General features: G+C 63.5%; 13 protein-coding genes. 4 read left to right on the top strand and 9 right to left on the bottom strand.

The window, feature by feature from the left end:
* Positions 1–144: 144 nt before the first annotated feature.
* From CSC94_RS21535 to CSC94_RS21525, 3 genes are all read right to left on the bottom strand, one after another.
* Positions 145–540: a rhodanese-like domain-containing protein gene (locus CSC94_RS21535; protein WP_099308447.1), complete on the bottom strand. Its 396-nt coding sequence runs from the start codon at positions 538–540 to the stop codon at positions 145–147.
* A 79-nt stretch (positions 541–619) separates the two neighbouring features.
* Positions 620–1,423 carry a GGDEF domain-containing protein gene (locus CSC94_RS21530; RefSeq protein WP_099308446.1) on the bottom strand — a complete coding sequence of 268 codons (804 nt, stop codon included), beginning with the start codon at positions 1,421–1,423 and terminating at the stop codon, positions 620–622.
* Positions 1,424–1,547: 124 nt separating this feature from the next.
* The gene (locus tag CSC94_RS21525; RefSeq protein ID WP_099308445.1) at positions 1,548–2,156 is read right to left on the bottom strand and encodes a L,D-transpeptidase; all 609 of its coding nucleotides are present in this window, start codon (positions 2,154–2,156) and stop codon (positions 1,548–1,550) included.
* A 404-nt stretch (positions 2,157–2,560) separates the two neighbouring features.
* On the opposite strand from CSC94_RS21525, the gene CSC94_RS21520 reads away from it, so the two are divergent.
* Positions 2,561–3,541, top strand: a complete 981-nt coding sequence (locus tag CSC94_RS21520) for a glycoside hydrolase family 25 protein (RefSeq protein WP_245408456.1) — start codon at positions 2,561–2,563, stop codon at positions 3,539–3,541.
* Between the two features lie 15 nt (positions 3,542–3,556).
* Here CSC94_RS21520 and CSC94_RS24710 read toward each other — a convergent pair whose 3' ends face one another.
* The gene (locus tag CSC94_RS24710) at positions 3,557–3,721 is read right to left on the bottom strand and encodes a hypothetical protein (protein WP_165784549.1); all 165 of its coding nucleotides are present in this window, start codon (positions 3,719–3,721) and stop codon (positions 3,557–3,559) included.
* Between the two features lie 106 nt (positions 3,722–3,827).
* Positions 3,828–5,447 carry a fumarate hydratase gene (locus CSC94_RS21515; protein ID WP_099308444.1) on the bottom strand — a complete coding sequence of 540 codons (1,620 nt, stop codon included), beginning with the start codon at positions 5,445–5,447 and terminating at the stop codon, positions 3,828–3,830.
* A gap of 281 nt (positions 5,448–5,728) precedes the next feature.
* Here CSC94_RS21515 and CSC94_RS21510 point away from each other — a divergent pair, with 281 nt between their 5' ends.
* Both CSC94_RS21510 and CSC94_RS21505 read left to right on the top strand, forming a co-directional pair.
* Complete coding sequence (locus CSC94_RS21510) at positions 5,729–7,105, top strand: pilus assembly protein TadG-related protein (RefSeq protein ID WP_165784548.1); 1,377 nt, start codon at positions 5,729–5,731, stop codon at positions 7,103–7,105.
* Between the two features lie 223 nt (positions 7,106–7,328).
* Positions 7,329–9,239 carry a L,D-transpeptidase family protein gene (locus tag CSC94_RS21505; protein WP_099308442.1) on the top strand — a complete coding sequence of 637 codons (1,911 nt, stop codon included), beginning with the start codon at positions 7,329–7,331 and terminating at the stop codon, positions 9,237–9,239.
* Between the two features lie 89 nt (positions 9,240–9,328).
* Here CSC94_RS21505 and CSC94_RS21500 read toward each other — a convergent pair whose 3' ends face one another.
* Positions 9,329–10,411, bottom strand: coding sequence for a porin (locus CSC94_RS21500; RefSeq protein WP_099308441.1), 1,083 nt, complete (start codon positions 10,409–10,411; stop codon positions 9,329–9,331).
* 525 nt (positions 10,412–10,936) lie between these two features.
* On the bottom strand, positions 10,937–11,671 hold the full coding sequence (locus tag CSC94_RS21495; RefSeq protein ID WP_133122972.1) for a S49 family peptidase domain-containing protein: 735 nt from the start codon (positions 11,669–11,671) through the stop codon (positions 10,937–10,939).
* A 117-nt stretch (positions 11,672–11,788) separates the two neighbouring features.
* Here CSC94_RS21495 and CSC94_RS21490 point away from each other — a divergent pair, with 117 nt between their 5' ends.
* A complete protein-coding gene (locus CSC94_RS21490) occupies positions 11,789–12,214 on the top strand; it encodes a c-type cytochrome (RefSeq protein WP_099308439.1) in 426 nt (141 codons plus the stop codon).
* A gap of 436 nt (positions 12,215–12,650) precedes the next feature.
* On the opposite strand, the gene CSC94_RS24320 is transcribed toward CSC94_RS21490, so the two are convergent.
* Positions 12,651–12,851 (bottom strand): hypothetical protein, encoded by a 201-nt coding sequence (locus tag CSC94_RS24320; protein WP_133122970.1) that lies wholly within the window; start codon positions 12,849–12,851, stop codon positions 12,651–12,653.
* A 316-nt stretch (positions 12,852–13,167) separates the two neighbouring features.
* Complete coding sequence (locus CSC94_RS24315; protein ID WP_133122967.1) at positions 13,168–13,659, bottom strand: hypothetical protein; 492 nt, start codon at positions 13,657–13,659, stop codon at positions 13,168–13,170.
* Between the last annotated feature and the right edge of the window lie 273 nt (positions 13,660–13,932).

Genomic DNA, 13,932 nt, shown 5'->3' with positions numbered 1-13,932 from the left:
TGCATATCCGATGATTATCCGTTCAAATCATCAGCGGATGACGGCCAGCATGCCTTGCCGCAGGTCAAGAGGCGGCCCGATTTACGACTCCGACATGTTGCGATGCGCCGGTTTTGCTGGCGATCGACCGGTTCTTGCATCGATTCAGTGCTTTTTCTGGTATTCGGCGATGGGAAGGCCTGCTTCCCGCCAGGCGCCGAATCCGCCGGTGACATGGGCGACCGGGTCCAGGCCCATGTCCTGCAGGGTCTTGGTGGTCAGGGCCGAGCGCAGGCCACCGGCGCAGAAGAAGATGAAGCGCTTGCCGGATGCGAAGACGGGCTTGTGATAGGGGCTTTCCGGGTCGACCCAGAATTCCAGCATGCCGCGGGGCGCGTGGTAGGCACCGGGAACGACGCCGTCGCGCTGGAGTTCGCGCACGTCGCGGATGTCGACGAGGAGGACATTCTCATCCTGTGCCGCCTCGGCGGCCTCGGCCGGGCTCAGCGCCACGATCTCGGCATCGGCCTCGGCAATCATCTGCTTGATCCCGCGTTTCATCCCCACGATTTCCTCCGGCTACGTTTTTGAAAGCCGGACGAAACTACGTGCGGGCGCGGGCGCTGGCAAGGCGCGGGCGTCACGCCGCCCTGAAGGCGGGCAGGTCGCGCAGGATCTCCGGGCGGGTGACCGTGCGCGGCGAGACGGCGCAGTCGCGGCCCTTGTGCTTGGCCTGGTAGAGCAGGACATCGGCGAGGTTCATCACGTCCTCGATGCGGACATTGCCCTCGCAGCCGACAACGCCGATGGACACCGTGATCCGGCGCTCGCCCCGGAGCGCCGGCAGGTCCTGCAGGCGCATGGCCTCGAGGAGCGTTTCGGCCAGCGTTTCCCCTTCCTCCAGCGTGAGCCCGGGCAGGAAGATGGCGAATTCCTCGCCGCCGAGGCGTCCGACTTCACCGGTCTCGCCGACCTGTTCGACGAGCGTGTCGGCAATCCGTTTCAGCGCCTCGTCGCCGGCCGCGTGGCCATAGGTGTCGTTGATCTGCTTGAAGTGGTCGGCGTCCACCATCAGGAAGGCTCCGCCGCCGCGCCAGTTGCCGATGGCATAGCGCATGAAGGCGGAGCGGTTCAGGGCGCCGGTCAGCGAATCGTAGCGGACCGTGGCGCGGACCTCCGACAACGTCTTGAGCTGGAGGTGAAGGGTGGACAGGATGATGAAGGAGATCGGCAGGGTGATGAAGCCGGAAATCGCCGTTCCGATGCCGATGACCCCGCCAAGGACATAACCGGGCAGGTCCGGCGCGATGAACAGCATGCCGATGGTCAGCGAGGCGACCGTGACCGTGATGGTGAAGGCGGTGAAGGCCAACGTGTAAAGCAGCACGTTGACGGGCCTGTCGAGGCGCAACCAGCGGAACAGGAGGATGATCATCGAACGCATGACGCTGCATTAGGTCATGCGCGTTAACAAAATTGCTCCGGATTGGGGAGAATGCGCCCTTGAACGCGAAACCGCCGGCACAGGGCCGGCGGAAACGTCCGGTGGCGGAACCGCGGGGCCGCGATCAGTGGCGCACGGTCACCCGGGTGCCGACGTCGACGCGGCTGTAGAGATCGACGACGTCGTCATTGGCCATGCGGATGCAGCCCGACGACATGGCCTTGCCGATCGTCCAGGGCTGGTTCGTGCCATGGATGCGATAGAGCGTCGAGCCGATGTAGAGGGCGCGCGCGCCGAGCGGATTGTTCGGGCCGCCTTCCATGTAGGCGGGCAGTTTGCGGCCCTTGCGGGCCTCGCGGGCGATCATCTGCTTGGGCGGGGTCCAGCCGGGCCACTCGGCCTTGCGGGTGATCCTGTGACGGCCCTGCCAGGTGAAGCCCTCGCGGCCGACGCCGACGCCGTATTTCAGCGCCTTGCCATTGCCGAGGCCGTAGTAGAGGCGGCGTTCGCTGGTGTCGATCAGGATGGTGTTGGCCGGCAGGTCGGACCGGACGGTCTCGCGCGGGATCGGCGACTTGTCGGAGGCGTAGCGGCCATGGCGCACGCGCGGCTGGCCGCCGCGGATGAAACTGGCGAAGCCGGATTCGGCCTGAGCCTGTGTCGTCACGGAAAAGGAAACCGGGGCCGCAAGGCCGATGGCGAGGGCGAAAGCAGTCAGGAAACGGGTCAGCATGGTTCTGTCCAGGGGCAAGACAATTGGGGGGACGGTGGAGGCCCAAACTCGCCAAGCTCGCCAGCACAGTCAATGCCCTTCATCACAAAACGTGAACGATCGTGATCGCAGGTGAACGATGGAGGCGCGGAAGAGATGCGCGGCATTTGCGATTTGTTATTCATTTCCCGTTAGCCCTTTACCCGGTTTGCCCGCTTGCCGGGTAAGGCCCGGCCCGAAACGGCCGAACGAGCGTGTTTTGCCGCATTTGCGCGGTTGCCGGACATTTTCTGTCTGACCGCGAAATGCTCACATCAACGGGTGCCCGCGTGCGTATCTTCGCGTCCAGTGTCTGCCTCGATCCGTTCCGCCATCGGCCGAATCGCTCCGGGGCTCCATCCCGGTCCTCTGGCGCGATTGCTGGCGTGAAACCGCTTTCCACGGTCGCCGGACTTGCCCTGGCAGCGTTTCTCGTTTCCGGCTGCACGTCGTCCGGCGGGGTCGACGCCCTGGATTCCTCGTCCATGATCACCGGGTCGATCGGCGCACCTGTGCCGGCCCGCGCGGTCGGGCAAGCGCCGGCTCCGGCCGCGCCGACCGTGGAGACAAACGCCGGCGCCCATGCGGAACCGGCAGACAGCACCCGCGCCGAACTGGTGGCGCTGTCGGCGGAACCGGCGCCGCGCGAGGTGGTGAAGGCGATTACCCGCACCATCCGCAAGCCGCGCTTTTCAGATGCCAAGCCCGTCAGTTTCGGAAAGGTCGAGCCGGACGACTACCCGGTGCACGGCGTGGACGTGTCGCGCTGGCAGGGGGACATCGACTGGGTGAGCCTGAAGAAGCAGGGGGCGAATTTCGCCTATATCAAGTCGACCGAGGGCGACGACCACATCGACCCGAGCTTCCTGAAGAACTGGCAGGCGGCGGGCAGGGCCGGCGTGCCGCGCGGCGCCTATCACTTTTTCTACTGGTGCTCTGTCGCCGAGGTCCAGGCCGACTGGTTCATCCAGAACGTTCCGAAGGAGAAGGGCGCCCTGCCGCCGGTGATCGACGTGGAATGGAATGCCCATTCCAAGACCTGTCCGACGCGGCCGGCCCGCGCGGTGGTGCTGGCGAAAATGAAGGTCTTCATGGAGAAGCTGGAACGGCATTACGGCCAGGAACCGGTGATCTACACCACGCCGGACTTCTACGATGACAACCTGCAAGGCCAGTTCACCGGCCATTCCTTCTGGCTGCGCTCAACGGCGGATCATCCGAAAAACGTCTACCCGGGCCGCGACTTCGCCTTCTGGCAATATACCGGGACGGGGCTGGCTTCCGGGGTCGACAACCATATCGACCTCAATGCCTTCAACGGAACGCGCGAAGGCTGGCGCAACTGGCTGGAAAAGCGGGTGCACTGAGCCGTTCCGCTTTTCCTACCGGCCACGGGCGATGATGCGGTCGCCGGCGCCGTTGTAGGCGTAATGCGTCGTGGCCCGCTTGGCCAGAACACTGCCCTCGTGCGGCATGGCGCCGATGCGGCTGCGGGAGGCTGCCAGGGCGGCGGCGGCGACGATCGGCGAAATCTGCGGGTTCAACATGACCGGTCTCCATCTCTTCGGTGATGAAGCCAGAGTGACGCAGCCCGGCTGAACGGGGGCGCAATCCCCCGTTCATGGCTGGTTCATGGGCCCTGTCAGGCTCGCCTCAGCCCAGGTTCAACTCCTTGAAGAAGTCGTTGCCCTTGTCGTCGATCACGATGAAGGCGGGGAAATCGACGACCTCGATGCGCCAGATCGCCTCCATGCCGAGTTCGGGATACTCCACGACCTCGACCTTCTTGATGCAGTCCTGGGCGAGGCGGGCGGCCGGGCCGCCGATGGATCCGAGGTAGAAGCCGTGATGGCGGCCGCAGGCATCGCGCACCTGGCGGGACCGGTTGCCCTTGGCCAGCATGACCATGGAGCCGCCGAAGGACTGGAACTGGTCGACGTAGCTGTCCATGCGCCCGGCGGTGGTCGGACCGAAGGATCCGGAGGCATAGCCCTCCGGGGTCTTGGCCGGGCCGGCGTAGTAGATCGGGTGATCCTTGAAGTAGTCGGGCATGGGTTCGCCGTTTTCCAGCCGTTCGCGGATCTTGGCGTGGGCCAGGTCGCGGGCGACGATGATCGGCCCGGTCAGCGACAGGCGCGTCTTCACCGGGTGCCTGGTCAGTTCGGCGAGGATCTCGCTCATCGGCCGGTTGAGATCGATCTTCACGACGTGATCGGAAAGAGCCCCCTCGTCGATGTCGGGCATGTATTTCGACGGGTCGCTCTCGAGCTGTTCGATGAAGATGCCGTCCTTCGTGATCTTGCCGAGCGCCTGGCGGTCCGCCGAGCAGGAGACGCCCAGCCCGATGGGAAGGGAGGCGCCGTGGCGGGGCAGGCGGATGACGCGCACGTCGTGGCAGAAATACTTGCCGCCGAACTGCGCGCCGACGCCCATTTGCTGGGTCAGCTTGTGGATTTCCGCTTCCATCTCGAGATCGCGGAAGGCGTGGCCGGTCTCCGAACCCTCTGTCGGCAGGCCGTCCAGGTAGCGCGCTGAGGCAAGCTTGACGGTCTTCAGGTTCATCTCCGCCGAGGTGCCGCCGATGACGATGGCGAGGTGGTAGGGCGGGCAGGCGGCGGTGCCGAGCGTCAGGATCTTTTCCTTCAGGAAGTCGATCATGCGGTCATGGGTCAGCAGCGACGGCGTGCCCTGGTAGAGAAAGGTCTTGTTGGCCGAGCCGCCGCCCTTGGCCATGAACAGGAACTTGTAGGCGTCGTCGCCTTCCTCGTAGATGTCGATCTGGGCCGGCAGGTTGTTCCTGGTGTTCTTTTCCTCGAACATCTTCAGCGGCGCCAGCTGGGAATAGCGCAGGTTCTTGCGCTCGTAGGCATCCAGCACGCCCTGGCCGAGCGCCTCGGCATCGCCGCCCTCGGTCCAGACGCGGCGGCCCTTCTTGCCCATGATGATGGCCGTGCCGGTGTCCTGGCACATGGGCAGCACGCCGCCGGCGGCGATGTTGGCGTTCTTCAGCAGGTCATAAGCGACGAAACGGTCGTTTTCGGTGGCTTCGGGATCTTCCAGGATCTTCGCCAACTGGGCCAGGTGGCCCGGGCGGAGCAGGTGGTTGATGTCGGCAAAGGCGGTCTCGGAGAGCAGGCGCAGGCCTTCCGGATCGACCGTCAGAACCTCCTGGCCCTTGAACGTGTCAACCGAGACGTAGTCGGAGGTCAGCTTGCGCCAGGGCGTTTCGTCCTTGGCAAGCGGGAAGAGATCGGCAGTGAAGGTCTCGGCCATGACATGCGCTCCGTTGGCAATCGGGGTTCAGGTGCCTCTCTTTACCGCAAGAGGCAGCAAAATCCAGTCCGCCGAACGGACGAAGCGGGCAGGCCGTGCCGCGTGCGCCCGACGCAGCGCCGGCCTGTTCGGGGCCGACCAGTGGCAAGTCACGGCGCGGAACGAAACCTTTACCTTTCGCATCGTAAGACATCATAGGTTGTAATGTGTGCGGAATACAATCGATGATTAAAATGAAGAAATGTCTTGAATTCTTGCGGTCGTCCGGCGGGAACATCGCGGTGACGTTCGCGCTCATGGTTCTGCCGCTGACGGGCTTCATGGGGCTGGCGCTCGACTACGCGGCCATGTCGCGGGATACGTCGGAGTTGCACAATGCGGCGGATGCGGCGGCGCTGTTCGCCGCCCGGCGTTACGAGGTGGACGGTGCCTTGCCCGACCAGGGCGAGGTGAAGCAATTCCTGCTGGCGAACACGAAGCTCGCCGCCGTCGAGGTGACACGGTATGAAAAGACGACCGATCCCCAGACCGGGGCGGAGGCGGTCGAGATCGAGGCGCAGAGCAATTACGATCCGCTCCTGATGCACCTGGTCAACGCGGGCACGCAGACGCTGAAGGTGTTTTCGGCAAGCCAGATCGGTTCGGGCATCGCGCTCGAGGTGGTCATGGCGCTCGACACGACCTATTCCATGATCGCCGACGGAAAGATCGATGGCCTCAAGAAGGCGGCGACGAATTTCACGAACGTGATGTTCGACGCGGCGGATGGCCGGACCTCGGTGAAGGTCGGGCTGGTTCCCTTCGACCAGTATGTCAACATGCCAGCGAAATATCGCAAGGAACCATGGATGGACGTGCCGGACGATACCGCCAAGCAGTATAGCTTGCCGGGCTGCCGCTCGGTCAGCGTGGTTATCGGCTACGACACGTGCTACCCGAAAGCATATGTGACGGACGGTGTCACCGTCATCAAGGACTATTGTCCGCCGATCTGGGGCCAAACGCAGGTTTGTACGCCTTACAACTACACCGTCTACAGAACCTGGTACGGCTGCGTGGGAACGCGCGGAACGCTGCAGAACATGCTGACGCTCTCCGATGACATGCCGAGCGATCCGAGCGGGCTGGAAAAGGCACGGTTTCCAGGCGTCATGCAAGTGCTCTGTGCGCGCCCGCTTCAGCCGCTGACCACGGATCGCGCGGCGATCCTGAATGGGATCGACGTGCTGATGCCCAGGAACAACACCTACATCGCCGACGGCGTGATGTGGGCCCAGCGGGTGCTTTCGCCGCAGCCGCCGTTCACCGAGGGCGAGGACATCGCGACATCGAAGAAGCCGGTCCGCAAGGTGATCGTGCTGATGACCGACGGCGAGAACTTCCAGTCGCCACGGCTCGACATCTCGCCCGATCACCTGGGAACAGACGTGGCGCGCGCCAACGACTGGACCGAAAAGGCATGCGCCTTCGCAAAGACGCAGGGCACCGAGATCTACACGGTGACCTTCGGCAGCGCGGTGACGCCCACTGCCCGGCAGATCATGCGGAAATGCGCCAGCACGGCGCAGCATTTCTTCGATGCCAACAATTCCGGGGCGCTCGACAAGGCGTTTCAGGATATCGCGACGAACATCCGGGCCCTGCGCCTGACCCACTGATCGCGCCCGGGCCGGATATCCGGACTTGGAAACTGGCCGGTCCGCGCCGCGGGCCGGCCTTTTTCGCGCCCGTTAAGCATGGTGGAAGACTTTTCCGTTTGCCGGACTTAACGAATTTGATTCAAATCCGTATCATTGTGGAAAGCCGTCCGTCTGGCGGCGTGCCGTCGCCGATGACATACGCCCGAAGCGCCGCCGGGCCCCGCTCCAGGATCCTGTATTGATGAAACGCTCGATTTTTCCTCGCCTTTTTCTCGCGCTTGCCATGTCGGTGACCGGTTTCACGGTCGCCGCGCCGGTCCAGGCCCACGCGGAATCCAACTGGCTGTCCGACCTGATTCGCGGCCGCTTCGACACGTCCGCACGCCGGCCGCAACGGGATCTCGACCGGGGCCGCCAGCGCCCGTGGCAGGCCCGGCCGGAGGTGCCGCAGGAGCCGGTGAAGCCCAAGCGGACCGTTGCCATCCCGAAGGTTTCGGCGCCGCGCTACTTCTCCTACCAGGCGGTTTCACCGGTCCGGGTGGACTTTTCCAAGGTCATCGCTGCCGCTGCGGCCGTTCCGGGAATGACGCTGCCGGGTGGCGCCAGCTTCACCGCGGCTGCCCCGGCGCTCGAGGGCTTCGACCTGACGGCGGAAAAGGCGGATGCCAAGGCGATCGCCGCCTATTACGCGGAGCACCCCGATTTCATCTGGGTTACCGGTTTCGGTCCCAATGCCAAGGCGCAGGCGGCGCTGGCGGTTCTCGACAGTGCCGGTGACGAAGGGCTCGACGCGCAGCAATATGCCGTGACTGCCCCGGACGCGGCCTTCTCGATGAACGACATGGCGGGCCGGCTGAAGGAACTGGTCCGCTTCGAGATGACGCTGTCGGCGCGGGTGCTGCGCTATTCGCGCGATGTCGCGTCGGGCCGGGTCGATCCCGACAAGCTGTCCGGCTACCATGACCTGCCGGTGCTGCCGTTCGACGCGGACAAGGCGCTGGGCGAACTGGCGGCCGCGACCGATGCCGGCGCCTGGCTCGCCGACAAGGCGCCGCACGGCGCGGAATACAAGAAGCTGCGTGCCGCGATGGCGCGTATCCGCAAGGAAACCGAGGCCGAGGTCGTCGTCGACAGCAAGCTGTTCCTGCGGCCCGGCGGCAGCAGCCCTGAATTCGGCAAGCTGATGGAGATCGTCTGGCGCGACGGCAATCCGGACATCATGGCCGAGCACGGGCTCGACATCATGAAGGCGCGCAAGAGCGATACCTACAGCGACGACCTGGTGCCGGTCATCAAGGCGGTGCAGAAGGCGAGGGGGCTCAATCCCGACGGGATCATCGGCCCGCGCACGGTGGCTGCCATCAGCCCGGCGTCCAAGGTCGAGCGCATGGAGAAGATCCGGCTGGCGCTGGAGCGGCTGCGCTGGCTGCCGCACGATCTCGGCGCGCGGCGCGTCTTCATCAACCAGCCGGAGTTCATCGTCCGCTACTACGAAAACAACGACGTGAAGCTGTCGATGCGGGTGGTCGTGGGCAAGAAGACCAACCAGACCTCGTTCTTCTATGACGAGATCGAGCAGGTCGATTTCAACCCCTACTGGGGCGTGCCGCGGTCGATCATCGTCAACGAGATGCTGCCGCGCCTGCTCAACGACCCGGGCTATCTCGACCGTGCCGGCTACGAGGTGACGGATGCCAAGGGGCGGAACATCCCGTCGTCGAGCATCGACTGGGGCGCCTATGGCGCGAACATTCCCTACAACGTGCGGCAGACGCCGGGCGAGGCCAATGCGCTGGGCGAACTGAAGATCCTGTTCCCCAACAAGCATGCGATCTACATGCACGACACGCCGTCCAAGTCGCTGTTCAACCGGGACAGCCGTGCCTTCTCGCATGGCTGCGTACGCCTGCAGAAGCCGCGTGAAATGGCGGCGGCAGTGCTGGGGACCAACGTCGCGGAGATCCGCCGTGAACTGGCGAACGGGCATTCCAGCCGCCGGGTGCCGGTGAAGATCCCCGTCTATGTCGCCTATTTCACGGCCTGGCCGGAAGAGGACGGCAGCATCGGCTTCTTCTCCGACGTCTACGGCCGCGACGAGCACCTGCTCAAGGCGCTGGACGCGGTGAAGGAAGCGCGCGAAGCGGCGGGCTGAACGAAATCTCCGCATCGCGATCCCCGTTCCGAGTGCCGGCCCGCGGGCCGGCACTTTTCTTTTGCCGTCGAGACGGGTGGGGCCCGGGATCAGAAGTAGCGGGTGAAGCGCACGAAGCTCGACAGCGAGCCGGAAAGGCCGTCCGCCTTGGTGTAGACCGACTCGGTGCGGACCTCGAAGTTCTGGACCGGGGTCCAGACCGTCGACAGTTCGGCCGCCCAGGCATCCGGCGAGCCGGCCAGGGCATAGTTGGTGTCGTTGAAGTACTGGAAGCCGACGGAGGCCGAGAACGTGTCGGTGAAGACGTGGTTGTAGGAGGCCAGGACCGACCACTCGGACCCCACGGCATAGGCGTTCGGCGTGTCGGCGTAGAAGCCGAGCAGGCGCAGCGACGAGCCGTTCATGTTGGGGATGTTGACCTGCATGCCGAGTTGCGCGGACCAGCCGCCCTGGCGGCCGGGCAGGATGAGGTCGTCGTTGTCGTAGGCGACCTTGGCCCAGGCACCGCCCCAGCCGGCGTTGTAGGACAGGACGCCGACAACATCGGGAACCCAGTCCGTCGCGGCCGGGCCTTCGTCATGCTCGAGCGAGAGCGTGGCGGCAAAGCCGTTGGCCGAAAAGGTGTAGTTGACCTGGTGGCGAAGCTGGTTGGCGAAATAGAGGCCGCTGTCCGAGTGGGAACCGAGGACGGCGACACCGGCATTCATGGACTCAACCCAGGCCGACTCGGTGTAGCCCATGCGCAGGCCGCCGAGTTCGAGGTAGGCCTGGTTGAGGGCGACGTTGCCATCGGCATTGGTACCCCACGTTCCCTCCAGCCGGACGAAACTGCGCAGCGTGCCCCACTCGGTGTCCGAGCGGGCGTCGATGTTGAGGCGGCCGCGGGTCGCCACGTTGTACCCGCCGTAGCCGAAGCCGTGGTAGCCGGGCGTGTCGGTGATGGCGAGGCCACCGTCGCGGTCGCTGGTGCCACCGACCTGGAAGTAGACATAGCCGTTGATCGACAGGCAGGTCTCCGTCCCGGGGATGTAGAAGAAGCCCGCGCCGTAGGCATCGCAGACCTTCACATATTCGACCGGTTCGGGTTCGTAGACAACCGCGTCGGCAGCACGGGCGCCGGAAACGGTAGCCAGCGCCGCCGCGGAGCCAAGAAGAAGGCTCTTGAATGTCATCGTCAGTCTCTCCGTTCAAGATGCCCCGCCATGCCGGCCGGGGTCATCCGATTGTTTTGCATGGTGGTGGAACCAAGGGCCGCGGCAAAGGGCCGGACCCCTCTCGAAAAGGGGCGGACCGTCCGCTGTCGCAGACGGCGGCCATGATCCGGCACCGGGCTTCCGTGCCAGCCGCGTTCCCCTCTAAAAGTAGACAAAATTGGTAAAGATTATAAAAACTGTCGTCAACGACTCCAGTTTAGAAAAGCTACAGGGTGGGATAGACCCGGCAAGCGATGTGGCCAGCCGTGGCATCGCCCTGTGCCGACCCGGGGGGAACCGGACGCAAGACCGGGAGCCACTTTTGCTGGAATTGGCTCATTCCACGCGCAATTCCGGACGCAAAACCGGAAACCACTTTTGCTGGAATTGGCTCTTTCCACGCGCGATTCCGGACGCAAGACCGGGAGCCACTTTTGCTGGAATTGGCTCTTTCCTCGCGCAATTCCGGACGCAAAACCGGAAACCACTTTTGCTGGAATTGCTTCAGCGCGGCTGCCAGGGTTCGATCATCTGCGTGATGATGTTCGAATCGTAGATATGGAAGAGCTCGTAGCCGCTGGCCCAGAAATCTCCGGGATCGGTAAAGTAGCCCTTCTCGATCATCCGGCAGACGAAGTCCTTGTTGATTCCGGATCGCATCATCAGGTCGATGAACCGCTGGGTTTCCTTCGGGGAGGGGCGGTCGCGATAGCGATGGCAGACGCCGTGGAACAGCCATGAACTGGCGCTTCCGGCGATCCGTTTCTCGCCCTCGAGGAAAACGAGAACGCAGGCCGACAGGCAATGCCCGCCATGGCGGACATAGGTCGTCAGGTCGTATCGATCGCGCAGGGGGTGCAGCGCTGCGGCCAGGCGTTCCGCCTCGCCCAGCGTGCCGCCGTCACTGTCGATATCGACGATCACCGTCTTCAGGTCCGGACCGCTGGACGCCATCGCCTCGTTGAAGCGCCGCGTCACCGGCGGCAGGATCGGCCCCCTGATCCGGATGACGAGCGTGTCGGCGGCGATCGACGCGTTTTCCTTGTGGGTCAGGACGGTGACCGATGTCGGCGGCACCTTGGCCGCAAGCGCGATGGCGGGTGCGGCGAGCAGCCAGGAGAACGTGAGGACAAGAGCCGCAATGAAACGGGCCGCGAGGACATCGGGCGCGAAGACGGGGGCAGGGCGCATGATGCCCAGCCTTGCCGCCCTGGTGTGTTCGAGCCGGGCTGTCGTCATCTCTCCTCCAATGCGGAAACGGTGCGGGACCGCCCAGGTCCGCTCATTGATGGCCGTCAATGCCAGGTTTTTCAAGGACTGGGATCGTGAACGTCCAGGTCGTCACAGGAGGAAAACATGCTTGGTTCTTTCAAGGCAAAAGCGGCGTGCGTGGCCATCGGCACTTTGGGAATGATCGCGGCGGTTTCGGCTGCCCATGCCCAGGAAAACCTTCTCGGCAAGGAACTCTACATCGCGTCCTGCGAGACGTGCCATGGCAGCACCGGGCTCGGCGATGGCGGTTTTGCGCAATACCTGACGATCAAGCCTGCGAACCTGCGGGTCCTGACCAAGAACAACCATGGTGTCTTTCCCTATCTCGACGTGTTCCACATTGTCGACGGACGGACAGGTGTGAGAGGGCATTCGGGCGGGCCGATGCCGATCTGGGGCGATGTCTTCACCCAGGAAATCGGCGAGACGGGGTCGCCCTACGGCGCCGAGTTGCGCGTGCGGGCCAAGATGGTCTCGCTGGTCGACTATATCGAATCCCTCCAGGAGTAGCGCCGCGCCTCTCCTTTCAGCGAACGGCCAGGCGGCCAGCCTGGCCCCCAATTGCCTGCCTTGCCGCCACCTGCCGGCGCTGCCGGCCGGGTGGAGAGTGGCTGGACCCTGGCAAAAACTGACAGGCACTCCCGTGTGACGGGAGAGGCAATGGCCGGCTTCGACCGTCCTTGCCCCTCGCGACGGTCGGTTCCGGTGGTGAGGGCATTCACCCTCGGTGGCCGCCGGAGCATTTTTGCATTTCGTCGAAACGCTCCGATGCTCCATCCTGCAGGTCAGGCGCAATTCCGGACGCGAAACCGTTTCCCACTTTCGCTGGAATTGCTCTTGTTGGCCGCAATTCCGGACGGGAAACCGGTATCCACTTTCGCTGGAATTGCTCTTGTTGGCCGCAATTCCGAACGCGAAACCGGGATCCACTTTCGCTGGAATTGCTCTAGCCGTACAGGCGCGGGAAATCGAGTTCAGCGACAGCCAGCGCTGCTTGCGCGCATCCCCTGGGATCCTTGCAAATTCCGTTGGCTATTGCTCTAAGTACTTGCTCGTAAAGGAATTCTTCCGCCATATGCGCAGCGGCATGATCGTCGGTCAGTCTTGCTATCGAAGCTACTTGTTCCTCGACATCCGAAACATTCATTTTCATACCTCCAAGCTTCGGGCACTTTGCTTGTGGGTGCGTGAATATACAGACAATAGTTTTGTCCGTGTGACAATGCTTATAAAGCAATAAATAAAAGCGATCGCTGCGCAGCCGCCGCCGGAAGGCGTCGATGACCGGCCGGGGGCCTGCCTTTGGCGCGATGCCCCCGGCGACAGTGCGCCAAGGGGCCGGTGCCTCGCCGGACACGTCAAGATCGGATCATTTCACCGACGTGGCCGGACATTCGGCAATTGCTCTTTTCATGAGCATTTGATAATTCAATGAGAGCCGTTGTTCGCCCGCAATCGCAGTTTCAACTGGCCTGCGATAACCAACGAGGTTGAACGGCAGAATGTCCAGCAACAATCCCAGTCCCCGGCACGACCACCTGAAAATCGAAATCAGGCCGACACGGGAGAATGCCCAGTCGATGGGCGATGTCGGACTGCGCAACGCCAATCTCCTTGATGTCCTGGCCCAGTTTGAAGAATACGGCATCTGGCGTTTCGATCTTGACGAGGGTCTTGCCTATTTTTCGCGCGATGCCTGCATTCTGCAGGGAATGCCGCCGACGGCCGGGGCTGTGAACCTGGTCCGTCTCGCCAAGCACTACCATCCGGAAGACCGCCCTCATTTCCTTCAATGCTTTGAAGACGCAAGCGCCCAGAAGTCGGGTTTCAGGTTTGTCTTGCGGACGATCGTCGATCAAGACGATGATCACCCCCGGATCGTGGAAGTGTGCGGACGATACCGGCGGAACGAGTGCAACGGGGAAGAACTGTTCGGTACGATCCGGCAGGTCCACATCCGCGTCCGGTCAGTGTCCCTGGAACGATAGGCCTGCCGCGTCCGTTTTCAACCGGCCTGTGACCGATGCGGCTGCCCGCTCCGGGTCGCGGCCACAACGTTTGCGGCAGAACGACACTGCCGTTGCTCTATTTCCAGGATCTGCCTTGAAAAATGGTGGGCGCGACAGGGATTGAACCTGTGACCCCTCCCGTGTGAAGGCAAGGAAAAGAGTTTGGCTTCAACTGCTTGCTGGAGCTGTCCCCCAGTGCTCCCCCGTTTTTCGATTCTT

Source organism: Zhengella mangrovi (assembly GCF_002727065.1).
Taxonomy (GTDB): Bacteria; Pseudomonadota; Alphaproteobacteria; order Rhizobiales; family Rhizobiaceae; genus Zhengella; species Zhengella mangrovi.
The sequence above is the reverse complement of the archived record's forward strand: the minus strand, read 5'-3'. Positions and strand labels throughout refer to the sequence as shown.

Excerpts from the sequence above, each read along its gene's own strand:
- CSC94_RS21535 (WP_099308447.1), bottom strand. The coding sequence starts at position 540 with ATGAAACGCGGGATCAAGCAGATGATTGCCGAGGCCGATGCCGAGATC.
- CSC94_RS21530 (WP_099308446.1), bottom strand. The coding sequence starts at position 1,423 with ATGCGTTCGATGATCATCCTCCTGTTCCGCTGGTTGCGCCTCGACAGG.
- CSC94_RS21525 (WP_099308445.1), bottom strand. The coding sequence starts at position 2,156 with ATGCTGACCCGTTTCCTGACTGCTTTCGCCCTCGCCATCGGCCTTGCG.
- CSC94_RS24710 (WP_165784549.1), bottom strand. The coding sequence starts at position 3,721 with ATGTTGAACCCGCAGATTTCGCCGATCGTCGCCGCCGCCGCCCTGGCA.
- CSC94_RS21515 (WP_099308444.1), bottom strand. The coding sequence starts at position 5,447 with ATGGCCGAGACCTTCACTGCCGATCTCTTCCCGCTTGCCAAGGACGAA.
- CSC94_RS21505 (WP_099308442.1), top strand. The coding sequence starts at position 7,329 with ATGAAACGCTCGATTTTTCCTCGCCTTTTTCTCGCGCTTGCCATGTCG.
- CSC94_RS21500 (WP_099308441.1), bottom strand. The coding sequence starts at position 10,411 with ATGACATTCAAGAGCCTTCTTCTTGGCTCCGCGGCGGCGCTGGCTACC.
- CSC94_RS21495 (WP_133122972.1), bottom strand. The coding sequence starts at position 11,671 with ATGACGACAGCCCGGCTCGAACACACCAGGGCGGCAAGGCTGGGCATC.
- CSC94_RS21490 (WP_099308439.1), top strand. The coding sequence starts at position 11,789 with ATGCTTGGTTCTTTCAAGGCAAAAGCGGCGTGCGTGGCCATCGGCACT.
- CSC94_RS24320 (WP_133122970.1), bottom strand. The coding sequence starts at position 12,851 with ATGAATGTTTCGGATGTCGAGGAACAAGTAGCTTCGATAGCAAGACTG.